The sequence below is a fragment of the Nocardia sp. NPDC005366 genome (assembly GCF_040606855.1).
GTDB lineage: Bacteria > Actinomycetota > Actinomycetes > Mycobacteriales > Mycobacteriaceae > Nocardia.
This window is the reverse complement of sequence record NZ_JBEXFQ010000061.1, coordinates 1-25,776: the sequence shown is the minus strand read 5'-3', so window position 1 is coordinate 25,776 and position 25,776 is coordinate 1. Positions and strand designations below refer to the sequence as shown.

Here is a 25,776-nt window from a genome sequence, read left to right as displayed (position 1 = left end):
CGCAAAACGCTCGACTGGGATACCCCAGCCGAGCGTCTGCGTGATCTACTGACCACCTAACACCAAGCGGTGTTGCGACGACCCCTAGAAACCGCCCACCGAGCCTCGGTCCATCGTCGTTCTGGTGTGGCGCTATCGGTTCTGGCGCTGCGAATACGCCTTCCACCCGCCGAACGCGGTGATATCGGTCGCCGACAGCGCGGCGTCGTAGGTGCAGGCGAAACCGATAACCGAGCGGCCGTCGGCCAATTCGATACTGGTCAACGCCATCGGCGCGGGCAGATCGGCGAGGAAACCGCCGAGACCGGCCCGCGAGACCCGGAACAGTTCGCCCAGGATCGGCGCGCCGAGTCCGGGGCCGTGGCGTACCAGCCCAGGCTTCGGGGGAGCGGTATCGAGCGCGGTCAGCCGGTAGGCGTCGGTGGTCTCGATCTCCCCGGTGAAGCGTGCCCCGATCTCCTCCAACTGCCAATGCAGCGGCTGACCGCGCAGATGTGCGCCGAATACCGCGAGGTCGACGCCATCGGAGACCAGTGCGGGTGATTCGACGCCTGCGACGCGGGCCGCCAGATCGATCCCGACCTGGTCGGCGAAGGCGGGCGTCACCACCATCACGCCGAAGGGTTCGCCGTCGGCGGTCGGCGCACCGGGAATCGCGACCGCCGCCATATCCAGCAGATTGCAGAAATTCGTATAGGTGCCCATACGGCGATTGATGGTGATCGGATCCGCCTGCACCGCTTCGATACTCGGATGTTCGGTGGTGGTCGGCAGTAGGAGTCCGTCGAATTCGCCCAATAATTCCTCCGCCGCCGATTCGGCGCGGGCGAGGGTATCCAGATCCGCCGCGAATCCGGGGCCGGTGGTGCGGCCCGCCGCCGCGATGATCGCCGCGACGGTCGGATCGGCGCCCGCGGGCGCGGTGTCGAGGAAGGCGCCGACCGCGGTGTACCGTTCGGCGACGATCGAGCCGTCGTAGAGCAGCAGCGCGGCCTCGAGCAGACCGGAGATGTCGATCTCCTTGGTCACGATCCCCGATTCCGTCACGGCGGCGACGGTTTCCGCGAACGCGGCACGATAACTCGTGGTGAGTGCGGCCAGATCCTCCGCGCGCGGCACAGCCAGCCGTGGCTGTCGCGGGGCGGCCAGCCGAATATCGGCGGGCCAGGTCCTGCTGCGCGGATCGCGTTCGTCGCGACCGGTCATGACCCTGGCCGCCGCGACCGCGCGATCCAGATCGGCGGCGAATACGGTCACCGCGTCGTAGTCCGCGCACGCGGGGACCACGCCGTGGGCGGGAATGATCCCCAAGGTGGCCTTGATCCCGACGATGCCGTGCAATGCGGCCGGAACCCGGCCGGAACCCGCTGTGTCGGTGCCGATTCCGATATCGGCGATACCCAGCGCGACCGCGACCGCGGAACCGGAACTGGAACCACCGGAGATCAACTCGGGGTGTACCGCGTGGCGCACCGCCCCGTAGGGGCTGCGCGTGCCGACCAGACCGGTGGCGAACTGATCGAGATTGGTCTTCCCCAGCACCACCGCGCCCGCCGCGATCAGGCGCTCGACCGCGGACGCGGTGATGTCGGGCGTGTACGCGAAATCCGGGCAGGCCGCGGTGGTCGGGAGTCCCGCCACGTCGATATTGTCCTTCACCGCCACCAGAACACCGGCCAGCGGCAGTGCTTCACCCGCGGCGAGCCTGCGCTCCACCACGGCGGCATCGGCGACGACTTCGCCCCGTGCCCGCAGCGTGATCCACACCTCGGGGCGGTCGACCTCGGCTATTCGCCGGAAGGCGGCGGCCACCCGCTCGGTCGGGGATTCGTGTACTTCGGGGTTGTCCAAGACGCCTGCGGGCATTCAGTCGACTCCGATCACTGCTAGCGGGGTTCCCGGTTCCACCTTGCCGCCCGGGGCGGCGAGCACCCTCAGGACCGTGCCCGCACCCGGGCTGTGTACCGGCAACTCCAATTTCATGGCTTCGAGGATGGCGACAGGGGCGCCCGCGGCCAGCCGCTGACCTACTTCGATTTCCACACGCCACACATTGCCGATCATCGGCGCGGTGACGACGGTCGCGCCCGGCGGCAGTCCGTCCAGCGGATCCGGCGCGGGTTCGGCGACCGAGGCCACGGTGGCGGCGCGTTCGAATTCGCCCGAGGCGCACCATGCCTGCTTCTCCGCTGCGAAAGCGGCGGCCTGCCTCGTCTCGAATTCCGCGATGGACGCGGCGTTGTCGGCGAGCATGCGCAGGTGATCGGCGAAGGCGAACGCGCCCTCGCCCACCTCGGCGTCGAACCGGCCCGCCTTCGTGGCAGCGCGGTATTCGAGCAATTCCTCGGGCGTGACCGGTTCCCAGACGATGCGGTCGAAGAACCGGAACAGCCACGGGGTGCCCGGCTCGAACGGCGCGGACTGCCGGTAGCTGGACCAGATCGGAATGGTGCGCCCGATCAGCTGATAGCCGCCGGGGGAGGCCATTCCGTAGACACAGAGGTATTTGCCGCCGATGCCGACGGCATCCGACGGCGTCCACGTGCGGGCCGGATTGTATTTGGTCGTCACGAGGCGATGCCGCGGATCTAGCGGAACCGCCAGCGGTGCGCCGAGATACACATCACCCAGCCCGAGTACCAGATATTCCGCGTCGAATACCGTCGCGCGCACCTGCTCGACGCTGTCGAGTCCGTTGATGCGCCTGATGAATTCGGTATTCGACGGCAACCATGGCGCGGTGTCGCGCACACCGCTGCGGTAGCGGTCGATCGCCTCGGCGATGGAGGGATCGTCGAACGAGAGCGGAAGCCGGATGGTGCGGCTGGGCACAACCAGGTCGCCGGTCGCGGGGAGTTCGGTCTCCAATTCGGCCAGGACACCCAGTATCCGGTGCTGCGGCAGCACCTCCGGGTCGAAGTGGATATGCAGGGAACGGACACCGGGCGTCACATCGATGACGCCGGGCAGTGCCGTGCCCGCGAGCGCCTCGGCCAGGGCGTGCACCCGCATGCGCAGCCCGAGATCAAGCACCATCTCGCCGTATTCGACGAGTATGTTGTCGTCGCCGCCGCGCAGGTAGACCACCCGTGGGCGATCGGCTGCCGCGTCGAGGCCGCCGAGGACGCCGCGATCATCCCGGCCTGCCCTACCGGCGGATCGCGTGGCGACCGAGGCGCGCGACCGCGCGGTAGTCGAACCCCGCAGCGAATCGGCCTCGGCATCGCCGATCGGAACGAACCGCACGGTGTCACCCGGGCGTAGTTGACCGAGTTTCCAGCGATGCGCGGACACGACCGTCAGCGGACAGGCGAAACCGCCGAGGCTCGGTCCGTCCGGGCCGAGCAGGATCGGGGTGTCACCGGATACATTCACGGTGCCGACGCTGTACGGATTGTCGTGCAGATTCGACGGATGCAGCCCGGCGTCGCCGCCGTCACCGCGCGACCAGGTCGGCTTGGGGCCCTCCAGACGGATGCCGGTGCGATTGGCGTGACTGCTCACCCGCCACGGATACGTGAGGAACTGCGTCATATCGTCATCGGTGAAATAGGCCGGCGCGGTCTGCGGTCCCACACCGACGGCCAACTCCCAGACGTGCCCGAACTCCGGCCGCTCATCCAGTGGAATATCCTGCGGCGCATCGAGATCGGGATTGTCGGCGACGATGCCGATGACATCGCCCGCCGCGACAGCCTTGCCGGTGACACCGCCGAAACCGCCGAGGGTGAAGGTGGCCGCGCTGCCGTGGTACAGCGGCGCTTCGAAGCCGCCGCGTACCGCGAGGTAGGTGCGCAGCCCGGCGTCGAAAGGCGCGCCGATATCCAGAATCGCCCCGGCCGCGACCGTCACCGGTCGCCACATCCTGACCGGTACCCCGTCCACCGTGACCGGGGCAGGCGCGCCCGTCACGCACACCACGGTCGGCTCGGAGAACGCCAGGCGCGGGCCGTGCAGCGTGCATTCCAGCGCGGGGGCCTGTGGCGGATTGCCGACGGCGGCATTGGCCAGCGTGCACGACAGGTCGTCCATCGGCCCCGACGGGGGAATGCCGACCTGCCACAATCCGATCCGTCCCGGATGATCCTGGATGGTGGTCATGGTGCCGCCGCGCAGGACGTCGACGCGATATTCGACCGGGCGGATACCGGCGAGGGTCGAGGTGAGATGTTGCCCGGCCAGCACCGTGGCCTCGCCGACGGCGATGCGCAGCTGCGCGAGATTGGTTCGCACACCGTGGATCACCGTGTCCGTCAGCGCTCGCGCCAGATCGCCGAAAGCCGCGTCCCGCGTGGTGTTCGCGGTGATCACTTTGGCCAGCAGCGGGTCGTAATACGGGCTGACCTCGGTTCCGGTGCGCACCCAGGTGTCGACGCGGGCCTCGTCCGGGAACCGGGCGGCGGTGATCAGACCCGCGCTCGGGCGGTGATCGTGGGCAGGATCCTCGGCATAGACTCGCGCCTCGACGGCATATCCGGTGATCGCGGGCCCGCTCTCGGGCATGTCGTCGAGCATCGAGCTGTCTCCGCCCGCCAGCCGCAACATCCACGCGACCAGATCCACCCCGGTCACCGCCTCGGTCACCGGATGTTCCACCTGTAGGCGAGTATTCATCTCGAGGAACGAGGCCGCGCCGCGGTCGACGTCGTAGACGAATTCGACGGTGCCCGCCGAGCGGTAGCCGACCGAGGACGCCAGCTCCCGTGCGGCCGTGAGCAGGCGTTCGGTCGTCTCGACGGTGAGGCCGGGTGCGGGAGCCTCCTCGATGACCTTCTGATTGCGCCGCTGGAGCGAACAGTCGCGGGTGCCCAGGCTTACCACCCGGCCGCCCCCGTCGCCGAACAACTGCACCTCGATATGCCTGGCGCGAGCGATGAAACGTTCGAGGAAGACGCCGGACGAGGAGAAATTGGTCGCGGCCAGCCGCCGCACCCGCTGATATCCCGCCCGCACCGCGTCGTCGTCGAAACATGCCTGCATCCCGATACCGCCGCCGCCGCCGACCGCCTTCAACATGACCGGATAGCCGACGCGGCGTGCCTCGGCTACCGCGTGATCGGCCGAGGCCAGCAGCCCGCTGCCGGGAATCAGCGGCATCCCGACGACCCGCGCCGCCTCCCGCGCGGTGTGCTTATCGCCGAAGACGCGCAACTGCTCCGGGGTCGGGCCGACGAAAGCAATGCCCGCCGCGGCCACCTCGGCGGCGAATTCGGGATTCTCGGACAGGAATCCGTAGCCAGGATGGACCGCACCGGCGCCACTGGACAGTGCGGCCTCGATCACCCGGTCGGCGCGCAAATAGGATTCGGCGGCCGTGCTCGGCCCGAGTAGTACTGCGGTATCGGCGATTTCGACATGCGCCGCGCCCGCGTCGGCCTCGGAGTAGACCGCGACGGTCTTCAGCCCCAGCGCCCGAGCGGTCCGCATGACCCGGCAGGCGATCTCGCCGCGATTGGCGACGAGCACAGTATCGAAATGCACCGCGACTCCCTATTCGATTTCCATCGACATCGCGGCGATGGCCCGCGTGACCCGCTCGAGCACGACATCGAGCGATTCCCCGATGTGGCTGTGCAGCAGGCGATAGGCGAGCGGAAGATCCTGTGCCAGTACCGCGTCCAGAATTCCGAGGTGCTCGGTGATCGTGGTCTCGATCCGGTTGTTGACCATGAAGTCGTACATCCGCACGTGCCGGATGCGGGAATTCACCGCCCGCAGCGCACGGACCAACTCCGCGTTCCCGGCCGAGGTCAGCAGCGTGACATGGAATTCCTCGTCGCGCACCACGAATCCCGGCTCCTGCTCCGGCGGGTCGGCCTGCAACGCCAGCCAGCTCGCCCGCTCGGTCTCCAGCATCGCGAGGTCGTGGGCGACCGAAGGATTGTCGATGGCTCGCTGAATCCCCCCGAGCTCCAGGGTTATTCGAAGTTCGTAGAGATCACGGATCAGCGGGATACTCGGCCGGACCGGACTGAATCCGTACTCTTCGCGGCGCAGCAGCCCATCCGAACACAGAACCGTCAGCGCCTCGCGGATCGGAGTCCGAGAAATGCCGAACCGCGTCGACAATTTCGGCTCGGTCAGGCGTTCGCCGAATTTGATATCGCCGTTCATCAACTCGCTGCGTAACGTCGTGTAAACGACATCACGCAACGGCCGTCCCGCGGCATCGGCAAGTGTTGCCATTCGTGTCGACATGCCTGTATACGCTATGGACCTCGTGTTTCTGTGAGATGACGGAAAGTTATCCGGCCGTAAGCGTCTGCTCACCGCAGGCCCGGATTCGCACCGAGAATTCGCCGCGCGACCGCTCGCTGGTCATCGAGTTCACCGATTCCCGTAGAAATCGGGGAGCAGACTGCAACAGCTGGCAACACCCTGGCGCTATCGCACGACATATAGCGGCCCCAGGCTGATGACAGCCCCGGCGCCGGGACGATGCCGTCCCCCCTCAGCGGCACGCCGCCCGACCGCGCCGTCGGACGGTGGCCCAACGCCCCCGGCGCCGGGTGCTCCGCAATGAAGGCCTCGTGGAGGTAGCGATGGAACTGTTCGTACTCGTCGGATTGCTGGTCCTGATCTCCGGACTGCTCGCCGTGATCGCGGGAACCGTCTGGTGGCCGCTCCCGTCGCAGGTGGTCGACCATGACGACCTCGTGCGCGAGATCTGGCCCGCCGGGTGGCCGCACGAGGCCCCGGAACGGCCGTTCAGCGTCATCGAGGCCCGTCACGCGCTACGCCGCCACCGCCCCTGCAACCCCGATCGGTGCGCCCGCAAGGCCGCGGCTTCCCGGACGCTGCGCGCGGCGGGATATGCCGAATCCGATCGGGAGTGAGTCGGGCGTCGTCGGTCCGCGATCGGTGCGCACAGATATCGAATATATGTTCGATAGGGTGTATGGTCTCGCTATGTCCGAGTTATCCCGCCTCGACCGGGCCGCGACGAATATCACCGAGGTCAAACGCCAGCTGCTCGACGCGGCCGCGTTCGGTAAACACCTGACGCCCGAACAGCTCGAGAACGCCGCGGGAAAGCTTGGCGAAGGACTCAAAATCTACACCGAAGACCTGCGCGGGCGCCCCCGATAGACGCACCGGCGCGGTTACCGTCCGGTCGGCGACGATACGGGTATACGCGGCGTCGTCCCGGGTCTACTGTGTGATCCCGACGATCACGCACAGCGGGAGGGGAGCCGACCATGGCCTCGCCGAATTGGGGTAACGGCCCCCATCTGCACGGCTCCGATATGTACTCCGGCCACAATCCCACGACGCGAGCCGCGCCGCCGCGGGGGATGGGGTATCCGCCGCCCCCGGCGTCCTCGCACCCGGCAACCCAGCCGTTCACCCAGCCGCTGCCGGTGCCCGGCGCGATGTATCCCCATGGTCACCCGCAGTTGCCGCCCATCGTCATCGACAATGTCGGCAATTCCTACGCGACGGCGGCCGTGCACGGGTACGGATATCGCCGTAGGCAGTCGTTGTGGGTCCACTTCTGGCTGTTCTGCTGCACCGCGGGCGTCGGGAACGTGCTGTATGCCCGGTATGTGTCGAGCTGGAACCGCAAACGCGGACTGTAGTCGCGGGGCGCCGCCCCGGTGGGTGACGAATGAACCGTGATGCTGCCTCGACAGGCCGAACCTATCCCGGACGAACGAAGAGCCCCTGACCATTAGGAAATGGTCAGGGGCTCTTCTGTGTCTCAACCAACACGTCGGGGTGACAGGATTTGAACCTGCGACCTCTTCGTCCCGAACGAAGCGCGCTACCAAGCTGCGCCACACCCCGTGAAGCGAACCTGCAGTAGCTTACAACAGCGAAGCTCCAGACGTTAAACCCGCAGGTCAATCAGCTTCCGTGGGGGCGGATGCTGGCGAATATCCGGCGGGCGGTGTCCGGGTCGACGGATTTGGCGACGCCGGTGTCGGCGGCGATGACCATGACGAAACTGCCGGTCTCGGCCTTGGTCGCGAAGGTGTAGATCGAATATTCGGTGGCGCAGCCGGGTTTCGCGCCGGCGATGGCGCCTCTGGTCTCCACGAACATGCCGTGCTGGCTGCCGTCGAGGGATTGCAGTGGCTGCGGCGCGCCGGGGGTGCCGCTCGAGTGAGAGTCGGGATAGGCCGCCTTGGCGGTCAGGACTCCGAGTTGTATTGCGGCGGCGGCGGAATCGGCGTCGTCGGCGCCGGTGAGGAATGACACCGTTCTGGTCGAACCGGGGCAGTAATCCTTACCCTCGGTGGCGTAGCCCTTGCCGCCGACGGCGTGCGGCGGCGTGCCGAACCCGCCGGAGCGGTCGGGGGCGGCCACGGTCCAATCCGCGGGCACATCGTAGGCGGCGTCGCTGTCCGGGGCGACCACCACCTGATAACCGGGGACCAGGGGAGTCTCATTGCTGATCGCGGCGGCGGCCTTGGGTGTGGTCGGTGGCTTCACCGAGGTGGTCAGCGCGCTCACCAATCCGGGTGTCGGATCGTTGCTGCCCGGATCTGCACCGCGTTTTCCGGCTGCCACCGCGATCCCTACCCCTGCGATGAGGACCGTCGTCGCGACCCCGGCTCCAAGCGCGATTCGCCTCCCACTCCGCTTGGGGCGGGTGAATCCGGACGGGAATGCCTGCGCGCCGAACCGCCACGCGTCGAACTCACCCGGTGTCGCGCCGAAACCGTGATGGGTCGGATGAATCGGTGTGGCCGGTCGGTGCGCTGGAGGTGGTGTGGTCGCAGCGAGGCGCGCCGGAGTGGGTGATGCGCCGACGAGGTTCTGCCCCTGGGGATTCGGGTTCATCGGTGGAGCCGTACCCACGGGCGCACCGAACGGGCCATGTGTATGTGGGTCGGTACGTCCCGGTGCGTACAGGGGCAGGCCGAAAGGCTTGTGCCCCTGCGTATTCGCTGCCACCGATGACGTCTCGGACCGCCCGAGGTCAGGGCGCGGCTGTTCGCGGTGAGTCGAATTCGATGGTCCCGCAACAGGTGCCGATCGCAGTTCCCGGCTCGGCGCGGCCGGGGTGATCCCACCCGACCCGCCGCTCACCGCCGCGCCTCACGGACGCCGGGTTCCGTTCTCCCGAATGCCGCTGTACCCCTGGAAACTCTCCTGTGCACACTCACGTTTGTCGTTCCCCTGCTCCGACATCAAGTCTCGGCACGCGACCTTACAGCGTTCATCCCCGTGAACGCACCCCGTATCGAACGCCCGCCCATCGCCTCGTCGAGGAGGAAAGGGAGTCGCGCGGATCAGCGCGCGACGGCCTGCGAGGTCGAAATCCCGTGCCCGGTCTCGGCGATCGGCCGCTTCGGCGGCGCGGCGACCAGGGTCAGCAGTGTCGCCTCGGGACGGCAGCAGAAGCGGTAAGGCGCCCACGGCGAGGTGCCGATACCGGCGGACACGTGCAGTTGGGTGTGCTCGCCCCACTGCGACGGGCCCTTCACCCGCGATTTGTCGATACCGCAGTTGGTCACCAGCGCGCCGTAACCGGGCAGCACCAGTTGACCGCCGTGCGTATGGCCTGCCATGACGAGGTCGTAGCCGTCTTCGGCGAAACGATCCAGCACTCGCGGCTCGGGTGAATGAGTCAGCCCGATGCGCAGATCGGCCAGCGGGTTGGGGGCGCCCGCCACGGTGTCGTAGCGGTCGCGCTGCAGGTGCGGGTCGTCGACGCCCGCGGTGGCGATGCGGATGCCCGACACCTCGAGATCGCGGCGCACATGGGTGAGGTCGAGCCAGCCGCGTTCGGTGAACGCCGCGCGCAGATCCTTCCACGGCAGCGGCGCGCCGTAGACGCGGCGGTGGTTCTTGTTGAAGTATTTCGCCGGATTCTTCGGCACCGGCGCGAAGTAGTCATTGCTTCCGAAAACGAAGAGGCCCGGTCGGGAGAGTAATCCGCTGAGGGCCTGGACCACCGCCGGCACCGACTTCAGATGCGAGAGGTTGTCACCGGTGTTGACGACCAGATCCGGCTCGAGTCGATCCAGCTCACGCAGCCACTGCTGCTTGAGCTTCTGTCCCGGCATCATGTGCAGGTCGCTGATGTGCAGCACCCGTAGGCTCGACGAGCCCGGTTGCAGAACCGGCATGGTGGCCTCACGCAGGACGAACGCGTTGCGCTCGATGAGCGAGGCGTAGCCGACTCCGGCCACCGCGGCTCCGGCGGCTCCCAGCGCGGTTCGGCGGACAACGGAAGTCGAGATTACGGGCATTTGCCCAGCATAGGTGAGCCCGGCGCAGATCGCCGAGTGTGTTTCGGCACTGTGTTGCATTTGCCCCGGCCGCTCGGGGGTGGGCGACAGCGTGGCGGGCGGGTAAATATGTGGGCCGGGCAGGGACGACCGGCTACGGTTGGGCCCATGTCGGAACTCAAAGCGAAGCTGCGGACGGATATGACCGCCGCGATGAAAGCCAAGGATACGTTGCGCTTGGCCACGTTGCGCATGCTGCTGGCCGCGATCCAGACCGCCGAGGTCGCGGGCTCGCAGGCGCGTGAACTCTCCGACGCCGAGGTCGTCTCCGTGCTGCAGAAAGAGGCGAAGAAACGCAGTGAGGCGGCCGAGGTCTACACCCAGGCCGGGCGTGGCGAACTGGCGGCGAACGAGCATGCCGAGGCCAGGATCATCGATGAGTATCTGCCGACTCAGCTCACCGAGGCGGAGGTCGCCGATATCGCCGACACGGCGATCGCCCAGGTCGCCGAGCAGAACGGTGAGCGTCCGGGGATGCGGCAGATGGGGCAGGTCATGAAGATCGCGACCGCGCTCGCCGAAGGTAAGGCGGATGGTTCGCGGATGTCGGCGGCGGTGAAGGCGCGGCTCTGACCGCTGGAGAAGGCTCCAGGAACACGAAACCGCCGACCCGATCGAATCGGGTCGGCGGTTTTTGTTTCCTTCGGTCCTACCTCGGCCACCACGGGGGAAGCGGTAGGCCCGGCGGCAGCGCGGGGGGTGCGGGCGCTCCCGGCCCCGGGGCCGAGGGCGTCGGCGCGGCGCGCTGGGTGCCGTCACTGATGTAGATGGTGACCACCGAACCCGGAATGGCCGATCCATTGGGCGCGCTGCTCATGACGCTGCCTTTGGGCAGCGAACCGTTGCCGTTCACCGCCTGCACCTGGAATCCCGCTGCCACCAGCGCGGCGGTCGCCTCGCCCTGGGGCATACCGGTGACGTCGGGAACCTGCGCCTGATTCGATCCGCGCACGTACTTGTCGTCCAGCGGGGGAAGTGCCGGCGGCCCGAATTTCTCCGCCACAGGTTTGATCGCGTTGAACCAGGTGCGGGCCGGTTCGTTACCGCCGAACAGGTTGCCGTTGCCGCAGTTGCGCAGGGGGAATGAGCAGATCTCACCCGGTGTCGGGCTGTCGCCGTAGACGTAGGCGGCGCCGGCCAGCGTGTTGGTGAATCCGAGGAAGGCCGAGGAGCGGTGACTTTCGGTCGTTCCGGTCTTACCGGACAGCGGCCAGTGCCAGCCGGTGGCGTTCGCCGCGCCCGCGGCGGTGCCGCTGGTGTCGTCCTTGCTCATGGCGTTGGCGAGGGTGTTCGCCAGGCCCGGCTCGACGACCTGCTCGCAGGCCTGCTGGGTCAACGGCACCGATTTACCGCTGCGATCGATGACTTCCTTGATCGGCGACGGCGGGCACCACCGGCCTCCGGAGGCGAGCGTCGCGGCGACGTTGGACAGTTCCAGCGGGTTGATCGCCACCGGGCCGAGGGTGAACGAGCCGAGATTCTGTTCCTTCACCATATCCGCGAGGCTCTGATTACCGTGACCGGAGCTGCCCGCTTCGGCGTAGGAGCGCATGCCGAGCCGAACGGCCATATCGACGGTCGGGGTGACGCCGACGGCCTGGATGAGTTTGACGAACGCGGTGTTCGGCGAGGTCGCCAATGCCTCGGTCACCGACATCGGCGACTTGTACTTACCGGCGTTCTCGACGCAGTAGGTGGCGGGCGGGCAGCCGCGCGCCCCACCGTTGCCGAGGCCCTTGGCGTCGAAGCGGCCGGGCACGTCGAGTTCGGCGTTGATACCCATTCCCTTCTCCATGGCCGCGGCGGTCGTGAAGATCTTGAAAATCGAGCCCGCACCGTCGCCGACCATCGAGTACGGCTGCGGCTGCACGGTTTCGTTGACGTCGCGGTTGAGGCCGTAGGTGCGGCTACTGCCCATCGCGACCAGCGGATGGGAATCCGCGCCGGGCGCGATGATCGACATGACCTGCGCGATGTCATCGAGATTGGGATTGGCGGCCTCGGTGAGCGAACGCCGCACCGAATCCTGGACCGCCGGATCGAGGGTGGTCTTGATGAGGTATCCGCCCTTATCGATCTGCTCGCGGCTGATACCGGCATTCGCCAGGTACTGCAACGCGTAATCGCAGAAGAATCCGCGGTCGTTGGCCGCGATGCAGCCGCGCGGCAGGCCCTTGGGCTCGGGCAGCACGCCGAGCGGCTCGGCCTTCGCCCTGCGGAATTCGTCGGCGCGGTTGGGGATGTTCTGGATCATGGTGTCCAGCACGGTGTTGCGGCGCGCCAGCACGCCCTCGGTATTGGTGTAGGGGTTCAGCTTGGAACTGGACTGCACCATGCCCGCCAGCATCGCGGCCTGCGCGACGTTGAGATCGGCGGCGTCGACGCCGAAGTAGGTCTGGGCGGCATCCTGGATGCCGTAGGAGGAGTTACCGAACGGCACCAGGTTCAGGTACCTGGTGAGGATCTCCTCTTTGGTGAGTTCGCGATCCAGGGTCAGCGCCATCCGGATCTCGCGGATCTTGCGGGCCGGGGTGGTCTCGATGGCCGCGCGGCGCTCGGCGTCGGTCTTGGCCACGACGAGCAATTGGAAGTTCTTGACGTACTGCTGGTCCAGTGTCGAGGCGCCCTGCTGGACTTCGCCGCTGGTGGTGTTGGTGAGGAACGCGCGTAGCGTGCCCTGCCAGTCCACGCCCTCGTGTTCGGCGAAGCGCCGGTCCTCGATGGACACGATCGCCAGTTTCATGTCGTTGGAGATCTTGTCGCTCGGAACTTCGAACCGGCGCTGCTCGTACAGCCAGGCAATCGGCGCCCCGGTCGCGTCGACCATGGTCGAGACCGCGGGCACCGTGCCCTCGACCAGTTCGGAGGAGACATTGTCGACGGCGTCGGCGGCCCGGTTGGACACGAATCCGAAACCGCCCGCGAGCGGGAACAAGAGACCGGCGACGAGCACTGCGGCCAACGCGCAGCTGCCAGCCAGCTTCGCGAGCGTATGTGTGATCGGCACGGACCCCAGACTACGGGGTGCGGTCGGTCCCGCTCGCACGAGTGTTTATCGGTTCCGGGGAAGTCGGGAGTTTACGAACGCCGTTGGGCGTGTCGCGCGCCTTCCTGCGGCGTGTCGCCCGGCGGCAAGCGCCGTGGCGACGCGACCGCCCGGTTCGCTACCGGGGTTGCAGGGACGCGCGTACCAGTAAAACTCGAGACGGTCTTGCGCTGAGCCCATACCTTTACCTAGATTGAGAACCCAGTGTGATAGAGCTAACACTCAAAGTGGAATGTGGTGCAGTTCGCAGCGGGGTACGGGTTGCTGCGAGGCTGTCACGCGATTCTGGAGCGCCGTTGACCCGGTGTTCGGACTGCAAAGGGGCACACCAAATGCATATGACAACCCCCATCGCTCGATTGGACGTGGAGCAGGCCGAAGCAAGAATCGCCTGGGTAGCCCAGGCTCGATGCAAGGAAGTAGATCCCGATCAGCTGTTCGTCCGTGGTGCGGCGCAGCGCAAGGCAGCGACGATCTGCAGGCACTGCCCGGTCCTCATGCAGTGCGGCGCGGATGCCCTCGACAACCGTGTCGAGTTCGGCGTATGGGGTGGCATGACCGAGAGACAGCGGCGTGCGCTGCTGAAACAACATCCGGAGGTGACGTCGTGGGCCGATTTCTTCCAGGCCCAGCGCCAGCACCAAATCGCGATGTAGGGGGCGGGGAGATATCGGAACGAGTCCGCGATCGCGGGCTCGTTCTCGTTCGGGGCTATAGCCAGAGCGACTGAGTGGGCAACGTCGCCCGGTACGGCTGAATGTGCGCGGTCTCAGGCGGATTCCGGTGTGGGGCCGGTCAGTTGATCGCCCACCGCGCGCAGCGCCTCCAGATCGGAAACCTCGAACGGCAGTGCGGTCACCGCGACGATCGGCACCCGGGGATGCGCGCCGGTGAACCGGTGCAGCAGGTGTTGCTCGCGTTTGGATGTGGTCACCCGCTGGGCGTGGATGCGCAGCACCGCCGCGGTGACCGGATCGGTTTCGGTGAGCTGGTCGGCGGCGGTCAACGCCCGCTCCGCCGGAAGTCCGCACAGTGCGGGGTGGGTCCGGTTCAGCACGAGTCCGGCCAGCGGCATCTGTTCGGTGGACAGGCGGTCGACGAAGAACGACGCCTCACGCAGCGCATCCGGTTCGGCGGCGGCGATCACCAGGAAATGGGTTCCGGGTTGGGAGAGCATCGCGTAGGTCCGGTCCGCACGGTCCTGGAATCCGCCGAACAGGGATTCCAATGACTGCAGGAAGTTCGACGCGTCCTTGAGCATCTGACCGCCGACGATGGTCGAGACGCCGCGCATCGCCAGACTCATCGCACCGGTGACGAGCCGGCCGACCCCGCGCCCCGGCGCCATGATCAGCCGAATCATCTTGCCGTTCAGGAAGTTACCCAGCCGCTTGGGCGCGTCGAGGAAGTCGAGCGCGTTGCGCGAGGGCGGGGTGTCGACGACGATCAGATCCCATTCGCGCCGCCCGGCCAATTGGCCGAGCTTCTCCATCGCCATGTACTCCTGTGTTCCTCCGAAGGAGGAGGCGACGGTCTGATAGATCGGGTTGGCGAAGATCTGCTCGGCCTTGTCCGGGCTGGTGTGCTCGAGCACCATATCGTCGAAGGTACGACGCATATTCAGCATCATGGCGTGCAGCTCGCCCTCGACGTCGGGGCCGAGTTCGACCCGCTGCGGGGAGTTGTCCAGATCGGCGACACCGAGTGACTGGGCCAGTCGGCGTGCCGGATCGATGGTGAGCACGACGACCTTGCGACCCCGCTCGGCGGCGCGCAGGGCGAGCGCGGCCGCGGTGGTCGTCTTGCCGACGCCGCCGGAACCACAGCAGACCACGACGCGGGCGGTGCGGTCCTCGATGATCGCCGAGATGTCGAGGGGGACGGGGACTGCCGAGCTGGTCATCAACGGACTCCCTGCGTGCTCAGATGCTCGGCCAGTTCGTAGAGCCCGCCCAGGTCCATGCCGTCGGCGAGCGCGGGCAGGTACAGCTGGGAGACGTCGACCTTCCGCAGTTCCGCCGCGCTCGCGTCCTGGGCCTGCAATGTCGCGGCGTGTTCGGAGGTTTCGGTGATCAGGCCGTGGAAATCGGCATCGGACAGGGTGATCCCGACCTGCGCGAGTCCGGCCGTTATCGCCTCGGTGTCGATATCGCCTGCCGCCGCGCGGTCACGTATGTCGGTAGGCAGAAAACCTTCGCTCGCGCGATTCACGATCACGGTGCCGATCCGCAGATCATTGGCGGTGAGTTCGGCGACGGCATCGGCGGTTTCCTGCACGGGTAGCGCCTCGAGCAGGGTCACCAGGTGGATCAGGGTCTGATCCGAGTGCAGCAGCCGCGATACGCCATCGGCCTGCGACGCGATCGGCCCGCCCTTGGCGATTTCCCCCATGGCCTGGGTCACGTCGAGGAAACTCGCGATGCGCCCGGTCGGCGGCGCGTCAACGACCACCTCGTCGTAGATCCGTTCACCCGCCTTGTCGGTGCGGACCGCGCATTCCTTGATCTTTCCCGTCACGATGACATCGCGCAGGCCGGGCGCGATGGTCGTGACGAATTCGATCGCGCCCATACGGCGCATCGCGCGCCCGGCGAATCCGAGGTTGTAGAACATATCGAGGTATTCGAGAAACGCGTGCTCGATATCGAGTGCGAGCGCGACCACTTCGCCGCCGCCGTCGGCCGTGGCGATCCTGGTCTCGGTGGGTGGCAGCGGTGGCAGGTCGAACAGTTGCGCGATGGACTGCCTGCTCTCGACCTCGACCAAGAGCACTCGCCTGCCCCCCGCGGCGAGCGCGAGTGCCAATGCCCCGGCGACCGTGGACTTCCCCGTTCCGCCCTTGCCGGAAACGAAATGCAGGCGCGCCGCCGCGGCGCGTCCGGGCCATCCCGTCTCCAGCTTCGGCTCCGCCGAAACAGGCACTGCTGTTGGTACTCCCACGAGCGCGAGCCTATAACCCGTTCGGACCGGCCGCCCCGGGGATACGGTGAGCGCGCGGATTCGGGGCCGTTCTGGATCGGACACCAGGGATGCTCCGGCGTCACCGGGCAGCGCGCTAGTCTCACCGGTATGAGTGATGTGACCCTGTGGGAGTACGCGACCGTGCCGTTGCTGACGCACGCGACCAAGCAGATTCTCGACCAGTGGGGCGCCGACGGCTGGGACCTTGTGACGGTGCTGCCCGGCCCGACCGGCGAGCAGCATGTCGCGTACCTGAAGCGGCCGAGGCAGTAGGCCGTGACGGCCGAAGCCGCCACCTCGTGGCAGGAGAACTTGGACAAGCTCGGGCTGACCCTGCCCGCGGTCGCTGCCCCCGTCGCCGCGTACATCCCGGCGGTGCGCACCGGGTCGCTGGTCTACACCTCCGGTCAGCTGCCCTTCGTGGACGGGCAGCTGTCGGCGACGGGTAAGACGGGCGCCGAGGTCTCTCTCGAAACAGCCAAGGACGCCGCGCGGCTGTGCGCGCTCAACGCGCTGGCCGCCGTGCACGACCTGGTCGGACTCGACAATGTGGTGCGCGTCGTGAAGGTGGTCGGATTCGTCGCCTCGGCGCCGGGTTTCACCGATCAGCCGCTCGTCGTCAACGGTGCGTCGGAATTTCTCGGCGAGGTCTTCGGGGACGCGGGTGTGCACGCGCGTTCCGCCGTCGGTGTGTCCGAACTTCCGAAGAACAGCCCCGTCGAGGTCGAACTCATCGCCGAGTTGCGCTAGACACGGTGGAAGACGACGTTTCCCGATTCGATGGGGTATTCCGATGACGCTGAGACATCCCGCGTACGGACAGCTGCGGCAGGTGACGCCGACAGCGGCGGTACTACTGGCGGACAATCCGGGCCAGATGACCCTCGACGGCACCAACACCTGGATCCTGCGCGGGGCGGGATCGTCGGATTTCGTCGTGGTCGATCCGGGCCCGCGGGACAGCGCGCACAGCGAGGATATCGCCAGAGTCACCGGTGGCAACGTCGCGCTGACCCTCATCACCCACCGGCACCACGATCACACCGGCGGGATCGATCGGCTGGTGGAACTCACCGGAACGCCGGTCCGGGCCACGGACCGATCCTTCCTGCGCGACGCGCGGGAACCGCTGGCCGACGGTGAGGTGATCGAGGCCGCGGGATTGTCGATCGAGGTGCTGACCACCCCCGGCCATACCGGCGACTCGGTGAGTTTCGTCCTCGATGACGCGGTGCTGACCGGCGACACCATCCTCGGTAGCGGCACCACCGTGCTCGATTCCGCCGACGGCGCCCTGGCCGACTATTTCGCCTCGCTGGACAGACTGGTCGCGGCGGGCGCGGGCAGGGCGCTGTTGCCGGCGCACGGCCCCGACCATCCGGATCTGGAACCGATCACCCGGTACTACATGAAGCATCGGCAGGAACGGCTGGATCAGGTCCGCGCGGCTCTGCTCGAACTCGGTCCCGACGCGGACACCATGGAGGTGGTCCGCAAGGTCTACGCCGACGTGGACGAACGACTGTGGCTCGCGGCGCACAGTTCGGTACGGGCTCAGCTCGAGTACTTGCGCGCGAACGACTAGCGAACCGACAGGCACACGCACGGCGAACCCGCCGGCCCAGCGGAGCTCTGGGTCGGCGGGTTTTCGTAGGTCGAGCTAGCGTGCGCGCCGAGCGAGGCGCTCGGAGTCGGAGATCAGCACGCTCTTACCCTCGAGCCGCAGCCAACCGCGATGCGCGAAGTCGGCGAGTGCCTTGTTCACGGTCTCGCGGGAGGCGCCGACCAACTGGGCGATCTCCTCCTGGGTGAGGTCGTGGGTGACGCGCAGCGCGCCCGCCTCCTGGGTGCCGAACCGCTGGGCGAGCTGCAACAGCGCCTTGGCGACCCGGCCGGGAACATCGGTGAAGATGAGGTCGGCCAGGTTGTTGTTGGTGCGGCGCAAACGCCGGGCGAGCACCCGGAGCAGTTGCTCGGCGATCTCGGGCCGCTGATCGATCCAGGACTTGAGGGCGTCCCGATCCATAGTGACGGCCCTGACCTCGGTCACGGTGGTCGCGGTCGAGGTGCGGGGTCCGGGGTCGAAGATCGAGAGCTCGCCGAACATATCCGACGGTCCCATGATGGTCAGCAGGTTTTCCCGGCCGTCGGGGGACCTGCGGCCGATCTTCACCTTGCCCGTCGTGATGATGTACAGCCGATCTCCGGGCTCGCCCTCGTTGAAGATGATGTGTCCGCGTGGAAAATCCACCGGCTGCAGTTGTTTGGCGAGTGCCGCGACCGCGGTGGGCTCAACGCCTTGGAAGATGCCTGCTCTGGCGAGGGCCTCGTCCACGAATGTGCTCCTTATGGGAAATGGCTCTGTCCTGGACCGAAGCGATTCGGCCAACAGCGCAGTCTACGCGGAGTTGTGATCGCCTAGTGACAGACACCACGTAACGCCTGGGTTGCGCGGCGTGGCCGGTATGAGTGACAGGGGCTTGGTCGGATGCGGGCGGCGGACTCAGCTGGCCCGCGCGACGTCCAATTCTTCACCCCGCGACCGGCGCTTGCGCATCCGGGCGACCGCCGCGGGCAGTCCGAGCTTGGTCAGCTCCTTGACCTCGGCGTTGCTTGCTTTGTCCAAATACTGCTGAACCTCGGGCTCGGGTTCGAGAAGTTTGCGGAGCCGATTCTCGACCCGCTCCATAAGCAGTGCGAACAGCATCAACACCACTGGGAAGAGCACCACAGCGAGTCCTTGCATAGCGAGGAGTAAACACGGTCCAGGTCTCAGATGGAACACGGCAGTCGATCTGGGCGGGCTGGGTCCGGATCGGGTTCCGTATGGTGGACGAGTGCGCGCCACCCCCTCCACCGCCGCTGTCGGCGGGCCTGTGCCCGCCACCGAGGCGACCGATCCGCAATCCGCCGCGGCCCCGGCGCGCAAGCGCAAATCCCGGTCGCGACAAGCGGAAACCCCACTCGGGTTGGTGCGCAGGGCGCGTCGTATGAACCGCACTCTCGCCCGTGCTTTCCCGGACGCGCATTGTGAGCTGGATTTCACTACGCCGCTCGAATTGGCGGTCGCCACAATACTTTCCGCGCAGTGCACCGACGAGAGGGTGAATCTCACCACCCCGGCGCTGTTCGCGAGATACCAGGACGCCCGCGCATATGCCGAGGCCAACCGTGCCGAGCTGGAGGAATACATCCGGCCCACCGGGTTCTTCCGGAACAAGACGAGCTCCCTCATCGGCCTCGGCCAGGCACTGCTGGAACATCACGATGGTGAATTGCCTCACACCCTGGACGAATTGGTGAAGTTGCCCGGCATCGGCCGCAAAACCGCCAACGTCATCCTCGGTAACGCCTTCGGTGTTCCCGGCATCACCGTCGACACCCATTTCGGCCGTCTGGTGCGCCGCTGGCAGTGGACCGCCGAGGAGGATCCGGTCAAGGTCGAACACGTCATCGGCACACTCATCGACCGCAAGGAATGGACGATGCTGTCCCATCGCGTGATCTTCCACGGTCGACGCGTGTGTCAAGCCCGCAAGCCCGCCTGCGGGGCCTGCGTGCTCGCCGATGACTGCCCCTCGTTCGGGATCGGGCCGACCGATCCCGATGTCGCCGCCAAGCTGGTGAAAGGACCCGAGCGCGAGCATCTACTCGGGATGGTCGGCCTGTGACGCGACTGCCGGTCGCGGCGCGGCTGGGTTTGGCCGGGCTGATCATCGTCGTCGCGCTGGCCGTCGCGCTGTGGCCGCGAGACTCGAACGATTCGGCCCACGAGCAGCGGGTCCGCCCGACTTCGCAGGCCACCGGGCAACTGCGCGACGAGGCCGGACTCGCCCCGTGTCCGCGACCGGCCGCGGACACGGTCGACGCGGGAGCGCGGGCGGCGATTACCGCCGGAGCGCTCGCGGCGATCACCGCGACCTGCCTGGCCGACGGGCAACCGCTCGACCTGGCCGTCGCGCTCGCGGGCAGGCCCGCGCTGCTCAATCTGTGGGCGTACTGGTGCGGGCCATGTGCGCAGGAGTTGCCATATCTGCAGCAGTACGCGCAGCGGGCGGGGAACGCGATTACCGTGCTGACTGTGCACAGCGATCCCGATGAGGCCAAGGCGTTGTCCCGGCTGACAGGGCTCGGCGTGACGCTGCCCGGTGTCCTCGATCCGAGCGCGGCCGTCCGCACCGCCGTCGGCGCGCCCTCGGTACTCCCGATCTCGGTGTTGCTGCGCGCGGACGGATCTGTCGCGGAGGTCGTGGTGCGGTCGTTCACCGGTGTCGATGACATCACTGATACCGTCGCGGCACGCCTGGGGGTCAGGGCGTGACAGCGGGGATCTCGCAGCGACTGTTGCGGGCGAGGAGATCGTTTGCGGAGGTGATGGTGCGCACGTTCACCGGGGCCGACACGGCCGAGGGGGTGGCATGACGAGGTCGACTCCCGCCGATATCCCGCGGTGGTTGCGATTTGCCTCCGAGCCCGCCGTCAGCGCCGCCACCGAAACCCTCTCGCTGGCGCGCGCGCTGCGCCGCGCCGCCACGGTCGCGGGTGAGCCGAGGCAGGCGGCGGTGCTCGTGCTGTTCAGCGGTTCGGCCGATGGTGATCCCGGCGCTGTCGGCGGGCCGCCCGCCGACGCCGATGTGCTGCTGACGCAGCGCGCTTCGACCATGCGCCAGCATCGCGGCCAGGTCGCCTTCCCCGGCGGCGCGGTCGACGACGGTGATACCGACCCGATCGATACCGCCTTACGCGAGGCGAGCGAGGAGACCGGCCTCGACCGCGCCGGCGTCGAACCCCTCGTCGTGCTGCCGAAACTGTTCGTCCCGCCTTCCCGCTTCGATGTGACCCCGGTCGTCGCCTACTGGCGGACCCCGGGCGAGGTGCGGGTGGTGGATCAGAGCGAGACCGAGCGGGTGGTGCGCGTGCCGCTGACCGACCTGCTCGATCCGGCCAACCGTTTCCTCGTGCGCGGTCCGCTCGGCTATCAGAGCCCCGCCTTCCAGGTCGACGGCCTGCTGGTCTGGGGACTCACCGGCGGCATACTCGCCGGAATCTTCGGTTCCTCCGGCTGGGAGCCAGAGTGGGATCGCACCGATGTGCGTGATCTGGAAACCTCGCTGGCCGCGGTGGGAATGACGTTATGAGTTCATCGGCATGGCTCGATATCGCCGTGATCCTGTTGGCACTGCTCGCCGCGTCCTCCGGATGGCGGCAGGGCGCGGTCGCCTCGGCGCTGGCCTTCCTCGGGGTTGTGCTCGGCGCGGTCGCGGGCATCCTGATCGCACCGCACATCCTGGTCCACGTCGACGCGGGCCGCAGACGGGTGCTGACCGGGGTTCTGCTCATCGTGCTGCTGGTCATCGTCGGCGAGGTCGCCGGCATGGTCCTCGGTCGCGCCGCACGCGGCAGCATGCGCCATCCCTTCACCCGCAGCGTGGACAGTGTGGTCGGCGCCGCGCTCCAAGCGGTCGCGGTGCTGGTCACCGCATGGCTGCTCGCGCTGCCGCTGGCGACATCCTCGCAGCCCGCGATCGCGACCGCGATCAACGGTTCCCAGGTGCTGACCGACGTCAACCAGGTCGCGCCGAATTGGCTGCGCAAGGTTCCCAACGAATTCTCGAGACTGCTCAACACCTCGGGGCTGCCCGATGTCATCGGGCCGTTCGGACGCGCGCCGATCGCGGCCGTCGAGCCGCCTGACCCGAGTGTGCTCGCCAGTCCTGTCGCTGCCTTCCTACAGCAGAGCGTGGTCCGCATCCGTGGTGTCGCGCCCAGTTGCCAGCGAGCGCTGGAGGGTTCGGGCTTCGTGATCGCGTCGGAACGGGTGATGACCAACGCCCACGTGGTCGCGGGTACCACCAGTGTCGCGGTGGATACGGCCCGTGGACCGCTCGATGCCACCGTCGTGCTGTTCGATCCGTCCAAGGACGTCGCGGTTCTCGCGGTGCCCGGGCTGACCGCTCCGGTCGTGCCGCAGGCGCCCGAACCCGCGCATTCCGGGGAGAGCGCGATCGTGCTCGGCTATCCGGGCGGCGGCCCGTACACGGCCAGTGCGGCGAGGGTGCGTGAGACGCTGGATCTGACCGGTCCGACCATCTATCGCAACGGCACTGTGGAACGCGAGGTCTACACCGTGCGCGGCCTGGTTCGCGCGGGTAATTCCGGCGGCCCACTCGTGGACACCCAGGGGCAGGTGCTCGGCATGGTGTTCGGCGCGGCGGTCACCGACGACGACACCGGCTACGTGCTGACCCTGGCCGAGGTCCGCCCCGATCTGGAAACGGCGATCGGCGCGAGTTCGCCGATCGATACGGGTGCCTGTGTGCTGAGCTGATCGACACGGACCTCCGACAGCGCCGAACAGCGCGATGGGAGGTCCGTTTCGATCGGCGGTCTCAGCTGAGGAATTCGGCGAGTTCGGCCGTCACCACGTCCGGGTTCTCCTGATGCGCGAAATGGGCCGCGTCGGGAACGGTGACGAGACGCCGGTGCGGCGACCATCGCTGGCCGCGGTGGAAGGTCGAGCGCAGCAGATAGGTATCCGATTCACCACGCATGGCGAGTACCGGAATGTGGATGGGATCGCGCATGGTCGCCATGAAACGGCGTCCGTCCGGTCGCCACTGGCTGCGGAAGGCCCAGCGCTGATATTCCAGCGCGCAATGCGCCACATTGGGAATTCGGATCGCCGAGCGCATCCGCTGCGCGGTGTCGACGAATTCGGCTGTGCCCGCCCATGCCGCGCCCGTCCGCTGCCGCAGCAATCGCTCCACCTCGAAACCGTCGGCCGAGGTGAGCAGATGTTCCGGATACCTCGGCACCTGGTAGCGAAGGAAGTCGGGCAGCCAGGCCGAACGCTGGCGGCTGTCGCGCAGTACCGCCGCTTTGAGCGCAGCGGGATGCGGTGAACCGACCAGCGCGATCGATGAGACGAGTCGCGGGTGCAACACGGCGGTGGTCCAGCAGACGAGTCCGCCCTCGGCATGTCCGACCAGGGTCGCCTCGGTATGGCCGAGCGCGCGGACGAGTCCGGCGATATCCCCGGCCAGCGTCCAACCGTCGTAGCCGCGCGGTGGTTTGTCACTGTCTCCGTAGCCGCGCAGATCCACCGCGACGGCGCGGAACCCGAGATCGGCGAGATCGGTCAGCTGGTGGCGCCACGACCACCAGAAATCGGCGAATCCGTGCAAGAGCACCACGAGTCGGGCGTCCTGGCGTTCCGGCGTCGCCTCGACGACGTGGAAGCGAATGCCGTTGGCGCGAACGTCCCGATGCGTCCACGGTCCGTCGTAACGGACAGTAGACGGATCGGGAAGCAGGTTCGACGACACGCCGCCCGAGCCTAGTGCGCCCGAATTCGAGGTGCGCGCGCTGTGCGCGTTTCGCCCATACACCGGCGTGCGCCGTTACTTCTTCAGGGCGAGATGCTCCTCGTGCGCGGACCCGCCGAATCCGCTCGGCAGCACGGTGCGCGCCTGCTTGAGCGAATCGATGGTCTTCTCGGGCGCGCGCAACTTCTTGACCCTGCGATAACCGAGGAAGGCGAGGACGGCCGTCGTCAACACCATCAGCAGGAACACGATGAGGAACGCCGCCCAGCGCTGCAGCCAGATATCGAGCAGCTCACCGAGGAAGAAGAAAAAGAAGAAGGAGCTGAACAACAGCACGGTCAGGGCGAGAAGGAAGTAGACGCTGCCCTGCAGCCCCTTCTTGATCTCGCCGGTCACTTCGGCCTTGGCCAACTCCACTTCGGCCCGCACGAGCGTCGACATCTGCTCGGTGGCGTCGCGGACCAGGCTGCCGAAGCTCGCCGACCCGATCGGGTTGGCATCGGTCAAGGGGATGGACGTCAGCGACCGGTGCTCCGCATCGGTGCCATTGCCACGCTGTGACCCATTACCGCCCTGGGTGAAACTCACTTGGTCGACCCTTCTCCCTGTCCCGGCACTGCCTCGACTCCATTCGATCTGCGGCGCTTTCGGCACCCCGTGCTCTCGCGCGGGCTACCGTCCTGCGGCTCGTCGCTCGCGACGTCGCCTACTCCGGTTCTAGCGCACGTGCGTCACGCCGTGCCTGGTGGACACGCCCACGCCGCAACAGTAGCGCCGAACCGGCGATGGACGCCGTCATTGACGTCACCAACACCGCGGCCTTCGCCAATTCCTCGGCGGAGCCGTCGCCGACATCGGCCAGCGCGAGTTCCGCCACTAGAAGGCTAACGGTGAACCCGATCGCGCCGAGCACCGACAGGGCGAACATGTCCCGATAGCCGAGTCCGGCGGGCCGGGTGGCTATGCCGAACCGGATTGCCACCCAGCTGATCCCGAAGATGCCGATCATCTTGCCGAACAGCAGGCCGAGAATGATGGCAAGCGAAAGTCTGTCGGTGAACAATTCGCCGAATACCTTGCCGTTCAGAGGAATCCCGGAGGCGAACAGGGCGAACAGGGGTACGCACAGACCTGCCGACACGGGTTGCACGAAGTGCTCGAGCCTGGTCGCGGGAGCCTGATCCTCGTCCGGATCGGGTGTCACCCGGGTGAGCAGGCCGAGTGCGACACCGGCCAGCGTCGGGTGGATTCCCGCTTCGTGCAGCGCGTACCAGGTGGTGAGGGCCAGCGGGATGTACACGATCGGTGTGCGGATCCGCCGGTGCTGTGCCACTGCCCATGCCGCGCAGCCGGCCGCGGCGCCGAGTAACCACAGCATCGACAGGGTGGTGGTGAACAGCACCGCGATCAGGATGATCGCCAGCAGATCGTCGACGACCGCCAGACTCAACAGGAATACGCGTGCGCTCGCGGGAATTCGCGACCCCGTCATGGCCAATACGGCCAGGGCGAAAGCGATATCGGTAGCCACGGGTATCGCCCACCCGCGGTCCATCCCCGGCGCGCCGTTGCCGACGACCAGCGCGATGAGCGCAGGGGTGATCACACCGCCGACAGCGGCGATGATCGGCAGTGCGGCCCGCTTGGGATCGGCGAGTTCGCCGACGACGAGTTCGCGTTTGAGCTCGAGTCCCGCGACGAAGAAGAAGATGGCGAGCAGACCGTCCTTGGTCCAATCGGCCAGGGTGAGTTCCAGACGCAGCGGCTCGATCGGCAGCACCGTCTCGGTCATCGTGACGTAGCTGTCGCCCCACGGCGAGTTGATCCACAACAGGGCGAGCGCGGCGGCGGCGAGAAGGAGTGTGCCGCCCACGGTTTCGGTCCGCAGGTAGCGCGTCAGCTCCGAACGCACTCGAGTGATCACGGGATACCTTCCGGCGAGGTCGTCAACGCTGCGGACGTGTGACCCCGCCGAAGCGACACCGGGTACCCGACCGCATGCCGACCAGACTTCCCGGCACACCTCGGGCAATCCTAACGGACGCGGCCGGTGACGAAAAACGTCACCGGCCGCACCGTGGGTGAATACGTCAGGCGCGGTCCGCGCGGATCGCCTGGAATACGGTGGGGTCGACGAGGGTGGAGGTGTCGCCGAGTTCGCGGCCTTCGGCGATGTCGCGGAGGAGTCGTCGCATGATTTTGC

General features: G+C 67.3%; 25 protein-coding genes and 1 tRNA gene. 12 read left to right on the top strand and 14 right to left on the bottom strand.

Features of this window, described 5'->3' with window-relative positions; genetic code table 11:
* Nucleotides 1-132: 132 nt before the first annotated feature.
* Genes atzF through ABZS43_RS35335 form a run of 3 tightly spaced genes read right to left on the bottom strand, consistent with a single transcriptional unit; the run spans nucleotide 133 to nucleotide 6,186 of the window.
* A complete protein-coding gene (gene atzF / locus ABZS43_RS35345; protein ID WP_355040355.1) occupies nucleotides 133-1,866 on the bottom strand; it encodes an allophanate hydrolase in 1,734 nt (577 codons plus the stop codon).
* The gene (uca, locus tag ABZS43_RS35340; protein ID WP_355040354.1) at nucleotides 1,867-5,481 is read right to left on the bottom strand and encodes an urea carboxylase; all 3,615 of its coding nucleotides are present in this window, start codon (nucleotides 5,479-5,481) and stop codon (nucleotides 1,867-1,869) included. It lies immediately after the preceding gene.
* A 9-nt stretch (nucleotides 5,482-5,490) separates the two neighbouring features.
* Complete coding sequence (locus ABZS43_RS35335; protein WP_355040353.1) at nucleotides 5,491-6,186, bottom strand: GntR family transcriptional regulator; 696 nt, start codon at nucleotides 6,184-6,186, stop codon at nucleotides 5,491-5,493.
* A 344-nt stretch (nucleotides 6,187-6,530) separates the two neighbouring features.
* Between ABZS43_RS35335 and ABZS43_RS35330 the strand changes: the two genes are divergently transcribed.
* From ABZS43_RS35330 to ABZS43_RS35320, 3 genes are all read left to right on the top strand, one after another.
* Nucleotides 6,531-6,836, top strand: a complete 306-nt coding sequence (locus ABZS43_RS35330; protein WP_355040352.1) for a hypothetical protein — start codon at nucleotides 6,531-6,533, stop codon at nucleotides 6,834-6,836.
* Between the two features lie 73 nt (nucleotides 6,837-6,909).
* Nucleotides 6,910-7,089, top strand: a complete 180-nt coding sequence (locus ABZS43_RS35325) for a DUF6374 family protein (protein WP_355040351.1) — start codon at nucleotides 6,910-6,912, stop codon at nucleotides 7,087-7,089.
* A 110-nt stretch (nucleotides 7,090-7,199) separates the two neighbouring features.
* Entirely contained in the window at nucleotides 7,200-7,580 is a 381-nt protein-coding gene (locus tag ABZS43_RS35320) for a hypothetical protein (RefSeq protein ID WP_355040350.1), read from the top strand.
* A gap of 134 nt (nucleotides 7,581-7,714) precedes the next feature.
* Here ABZS43_RS35320 and ABZS43_RS35315 read toward each other — a convergent pair.
* From ABZS43_RS35315 to ABZS43_RS35305, 3 genes are all read right to left on the bottom strand, one after another.
* Nucleotides 7,715-7,788, bottom strand: a tRNA-Pro gene (locus ABZS43_RS35315).
* A 60-nt stretch (nucleotides 7,789-7,848) separates the two neighbouring features.
* Nucleotides 7,849-8,787 carry a hypothetical protein gene (locus ABZS43_RS35310; protein ID WP_355040349.1) on the bottom strand — a complete coding sequence of 313 codons (939 nt, stop codon included), beginning with the start codon at nucleotides 8,785-8,787 and terminating at the stop codon, nucleotides 7,849-7,851.
* A gap of 452 nt (nucleotides 8,788-9,239) precedes the next feature.
* The gene (locus ABZS43_RS35305) at nucleotides 9,240-10,202 is read right to left on the bottom strand and encodes a metallophosphoesterase (RefSeq protein WP_355040348.1); all 963 of its coding nucleotides are present in this window, start codon (nucleotides 10,200-10,202) and stop codon (nucleotides 9,240-9,242) included.
* Between the two features lie 147 nt (nucleotides 10,203-10,349).
* On the opposite strand from ABZS43_RS35305, the gene ABZS43_RS35300 reads away from it, so the two are divergent.
* Nucleotides 10,350-10,814 (top strand): GatB/YqeY domain-containing protein, encoded by a 465-nt coding sequence (locus ABZS43_RS35300; RefSeq protein ID WP_355040347.1) that lies wholly within the window; start codon nucleotides 10,350-10,352, stop codon nucleotides 10,812-10,814.
* 76 nt (nucleotides 10,815-10,890) lie between these two features.
* Here ABZS43_RS35300 and ABZS43_RS35295 read toward each other — a convergent pair whose 3' ends face one another.
* Nucleotides 10,891-13,248 (bottom strand): penicillin-binding protein, encoded by a 2,358-nt coding sequence (locus ABZS43_RS35295; protein ID WP_355040346.1) that lies wholly within the window; start codon nucleotides 13,246-13,248, stop codon nucleotides 10,891-10,893.
* 371 nt (nucleotides 13,249-13,619) lie between these two features.
* Here ABZS43_RS35295 and ABZS43_RS35290 point away from each other — a divergent pair, with 371 nt between their 5' ends.
* Entirely contained in the window at nucleotides 13,620-13,943 is a 324-nt protein-coding gene (locus ABZS43_RS35290; protein WP_054816825.1) for a WhiB family transcriptional regulator, read from the top strand.
* Nucleotides 13,944-14,056: 113 nt separating this feature from the next.
* On the opposite strand, the gene ABZS43_RS35285 is transcribed toward ABZS43_RS35290, so the two are convergent.
* The gene (locus tag ABZS43_RS35285) at nucleotides 14,057-15,190 is read right to left on the bottom strand and encodes an ArsA family ATPase (RefSeq protein ID WP_355040345.1); all 1,134 of its coding nucleotides are present in this window, start codon (nucleotides 15,188-15,190) and stop codon (nucleotides 14,057-14,059) included.
* Nucleotides 15,190-16,209, bottom strand: a complete 1,020-nt coding sequence (locus ABZS43_RS35280) for an ArsA-related P-loop ATPase (RefSeq protein WP_355040359.1) — start codon at nucleotides 16,207-16,209, stop codon at nucleotides 15,190-15,192. The genes ABZS43_RS35285 and ABZS43_RS35280 overlap by 1 nt, the downstream gene beginning before the upstream one ends.
* Nucleotides 16,210-16,356: 147 nt before the next feature.
* Here ABZS43_RS35280 and ABZS43_RS35275 point away from each other — a divergent pair, with 147 nt between their 5' ends.
* Genes ABZS43_RS35275 through ABZS43_RS35265 form a run of 3 tightly spaced genes read left to right on the top strand, consistent with a single transcriptional unit; the run spans nucleotide 16,357 to nucleotide 17,833 of the window.
* The gene (locus tag ABZS43_RS35275; RefSeq protein WP_355040344.1) at nucleotides 16,357-16,521 is read left to right on the top strand and encodes a hypothetical protein; all 165 of its coding nucleotides are present in this window, start codon (nucleotides 16,357-16,359) and stop codon (nucleotides 16,519-16,521) included.
* 3 nt (nucleotides 16,522-16,524) lie between these two features.
* A complete protein-coding gene (locus ABZS43_RS35270) occupies nucleotides 16,525-16,998 on the top strand; it encodes a RidA family protein (protein ID WP_355040343.1) in 474 nt (157 codons plus the stop codon).
* A gap of 43 nt (nucleotides 16,999-17,041) precedes the next feature.
* Complete coding sequence (locus ABZS43_RS35265) at nucleotides 17,042-17,833, top strand: MBL fold metallo-hydrolase (RefSeq protein ID WP_355040342.1); 792 nt, start codon at nucleotides 17,042-17,044, stop codon at nucleotides 17,831-17,833.
* 75 nt (nucleotides 17,834-17,908) lie between these two features.
* Here the strand turns inward: ABZS43_RS35265 and ABZS43_RS35260 are convergent, their stop codons facing one another.
* Both ABZS43_RS35260 and ABZS43_RS35255 read right to left on the bottom strand, forming a co-directional pair.
* The gene (locus ABZS43_RS35260; RefSeq protein ID WP_216917482.1) at nucleotides 17,909-18,583 is read right to left on the bottom strand and encodes a Crp/Fnr family transcriptional regulator; all 675 of its coding nucleotides are present in this window, start codon (nucleotides 18,581-18,583) and stop codon (nucleotides 17,909-17,911) included.
* A gap of 168 nt (nucleotides 18,584-18,751) precedes the next feature.
* Entirely contained in the window at nucleotides 18,752-18,979 is a 228-nt protein-coding gene (locus ABZS43_RS35255) for a hypothetical protein (RefSeq protein WP_109523190.1), read from the bottom strand.
* A 238-nt stretch (nucleotides 18,980-19,217) separates the two neighbouring features.
* Between ABZS43_RS35255 and nth the strand changes: the two genes are divergently transcribed.
* The 4 genes from nth to ABZS43_RS35235 all read left to right on the top strand — a co-directional run bounded on the left by nth (nucleotide 19,218) and on the right by ABZS43_RS35235 (nucleotide 22,576).
* Nucleotides 19,218-19,919: an endonuclease III gene (gene nth / locus ABZS43_RS35250; protein ID WP_355040358.1), complete on the top strand. Its 702-nt coding sequence runs from the start codon at nucleotides 19,218-19,220 to the stop codon at nucleotides 19,917-19,919.
* 5 nt (nucleotides 19,920-19,924) lie between these two features.
* A complete protein-coding gene (locus ABZS43_RS35245) occupies nucleotides 19,925-20,569 on the top strand; it encodes a TlpA disulfide reductase family protein (RefSeq protein WP_355040357.1) in 645 nt (214 codons plus the stop codon).
* A gap of 97 nt (nucleotides 20,570-20,666) precedes the next feature.
* On the top strand, nucleotides 20,667-21,386 hold the full coding sequence (locus tag ABZS43_RS35240; RefSeq protein WP_355040341.1) for a CoA pyrophosphatase: 720 nt from the start codon (nucleotides 20,667-20,669) through the stop codon (nucleotides 21,384-21,386).
* Nucleotides 21,383-22,576 (top strand): MarP family serine protease, encoded by a 1,194-nt coding sequence (locus tag ABZS43_RS35235; protein WP_355040340.1) that lies wholly within the window; start codon nucleotides 21,383-21,385, stop codon nucleotides 22,574-22,576. Before ABZS43_RS35240 ends, ABZS43_RS35235 begins: the two co-directional genes overlap by 4 nt.
* 61 nt (nucleotides 22,577-22,637) lie before the next feature.
* On the opposite strand, the gene ABZS43_RS35230 is transcribed toward ABZS43_RS35235, so the two are convergent.
* The 3 genes from ABZS43_RS35230 to nhaA all read right to left on the bottom strand — a co-directional run bounded on the left by ABZS43_RS35230 (nucleotide 22,638) and on the right by nhaA (nucleotide 25,497).
* Nucleotides 22,638-23,573, bottom strand: a complete 936-nt coding sequence (locus ABZS43_RS35230) for an alpha/beta hydrolase (RefSeq protein ID WP_355040339.1) — start codon at nucleotides 23,571-23,573, stop codon at nucleotides 22,638-22,640.
* Nucleotides 23,574-23,648: 75 nt separating this feature from the next.
* Nucleotides 23,649-24,095 (bottom strand): phage holin family protein, encoded by a 447-nt coding sequence (locus ABZS43_RS35225; protein ID WP_355040356.1) that lies wholly within the window; start codon nucleotides 24,093-24,095, stop codon nucleotides 23,649-23,651.
* Nucleotides 24,096-24,279: 184 nt separating this feature from the next.
* Nucleotides 24,280-25,497, bottom strand: a complete 1,218-nt coding sequence (gene nhaA, locus ABZS43_RS35220) for a Na+/H+ antiporter NhaA (RefSeq protein ID WP_355040338.1) — start codon at nucleotides 25,495-25,497, stop codon at nucleotides 24,280-24,282.
* Nucleotides 25,498-25,776: the final 279 nt, after the last annotated feature.

What these genes read in the sequence shown, in the direction of transcription:
- ABZS43_RS35310 (WP_355040349.1), bottom strand. Translation starts at nt 8,787, where the DNA reads ATGAACCCGAATCCCCAGGGGCAGAACCTCGTCGGCGCATCACCCACT.
- ABZS43_RS35305 (WP_355040348.1), bottom strand. Translation starts at nt 10,202, where the DNA reads ATGCCCGTAATCTCGACTTCCGTTGTCCGCCGAACCGCGCTGGGAGCC.
- ABZS43_RS35320 (WP_355040350.1), top strand. Translation starts at nt 7,200, where the DNA reads ATGGCCTCGCCGAATTGGGGTAACGGCCCCCATCTGCACGGCTCCGAT.
- ABZS43_RS35235 (WP_355040340.1), top strand. Translation starts at nt 21,383, where the DNA reads ATGAGTTCATCGGCATGGCTCGATATCGCCGTGATCCTGTTGGCACTG.
- atzF (WP_355040355.1), bottom strand. Translation starts at nt 1,866, where the DNA reads ATGCCCGCAGGCGTCTTGGACAACCCCGAAGTACACGAATCCCCGACC.
- ABZS43_RS35290 (WP_054816825.1), top strand. Translation starts at nt 13,620, where the DNA reads ATGCATATGACAACCCCCATCGCTCGATTGGACGTGGAGCAGGCCGAA.
- ABZS43_RS35275 (WP_355040344.1), top strand. Translation starts at nt 16,357, where the DNA reads ATGAGTGATGTGACCCTGTGGGAGTACGCGACCGTGCCGTTGCTGACG.
- ABZS43_RS35325 (WP_355040351.1), top strand. Translation starts at nt 6,910, where the DNA reads ATGTCCGAGTTATCCCGCCTCGACCGGGCCGCGACGAATATCACCGAG.
- ABZS43_RS35285 (WP_355040345.1), bottom strand. Translation starts at nt 15,190, where the DNA reads ATGACCAGCTCGGCAGTCCCCGTCCCCCTCGACATCTCGGCGATCATC.
- ABZS43_RS35300 (WP_355040347.1), top strand. Translation starts at nt 10,350, where the DNA reads ATGTCGGAACTCAAAGCGAAGCTGCGGACGGATATGACCGCCGCGATG.
- ABZS43_RS35240 (WP_355040341.1), top strand. Translation starts at nt 20,667, where the DNA reads ATGACGAGGTCGACTCCCGCCGATATCCCGCGGTGGTTGCGATTTGCC.
- ABZS43_RS35335 (WP_355040353.1), bottom strand. Translation starts at nt 6,186, where the DNA reads ATGGCAACACTTGCCGATGCCGCGGGACGGCCGTTGCGTGATGTCGTT.
- ABZS43_RS35265 (WP_355040342.1), top strand. Translation starts at nt 17,042, where the DNA reads ATGACGCTGAGACATCCCGCGTACGGACAGCTGCGGCAGGTGACGCCG.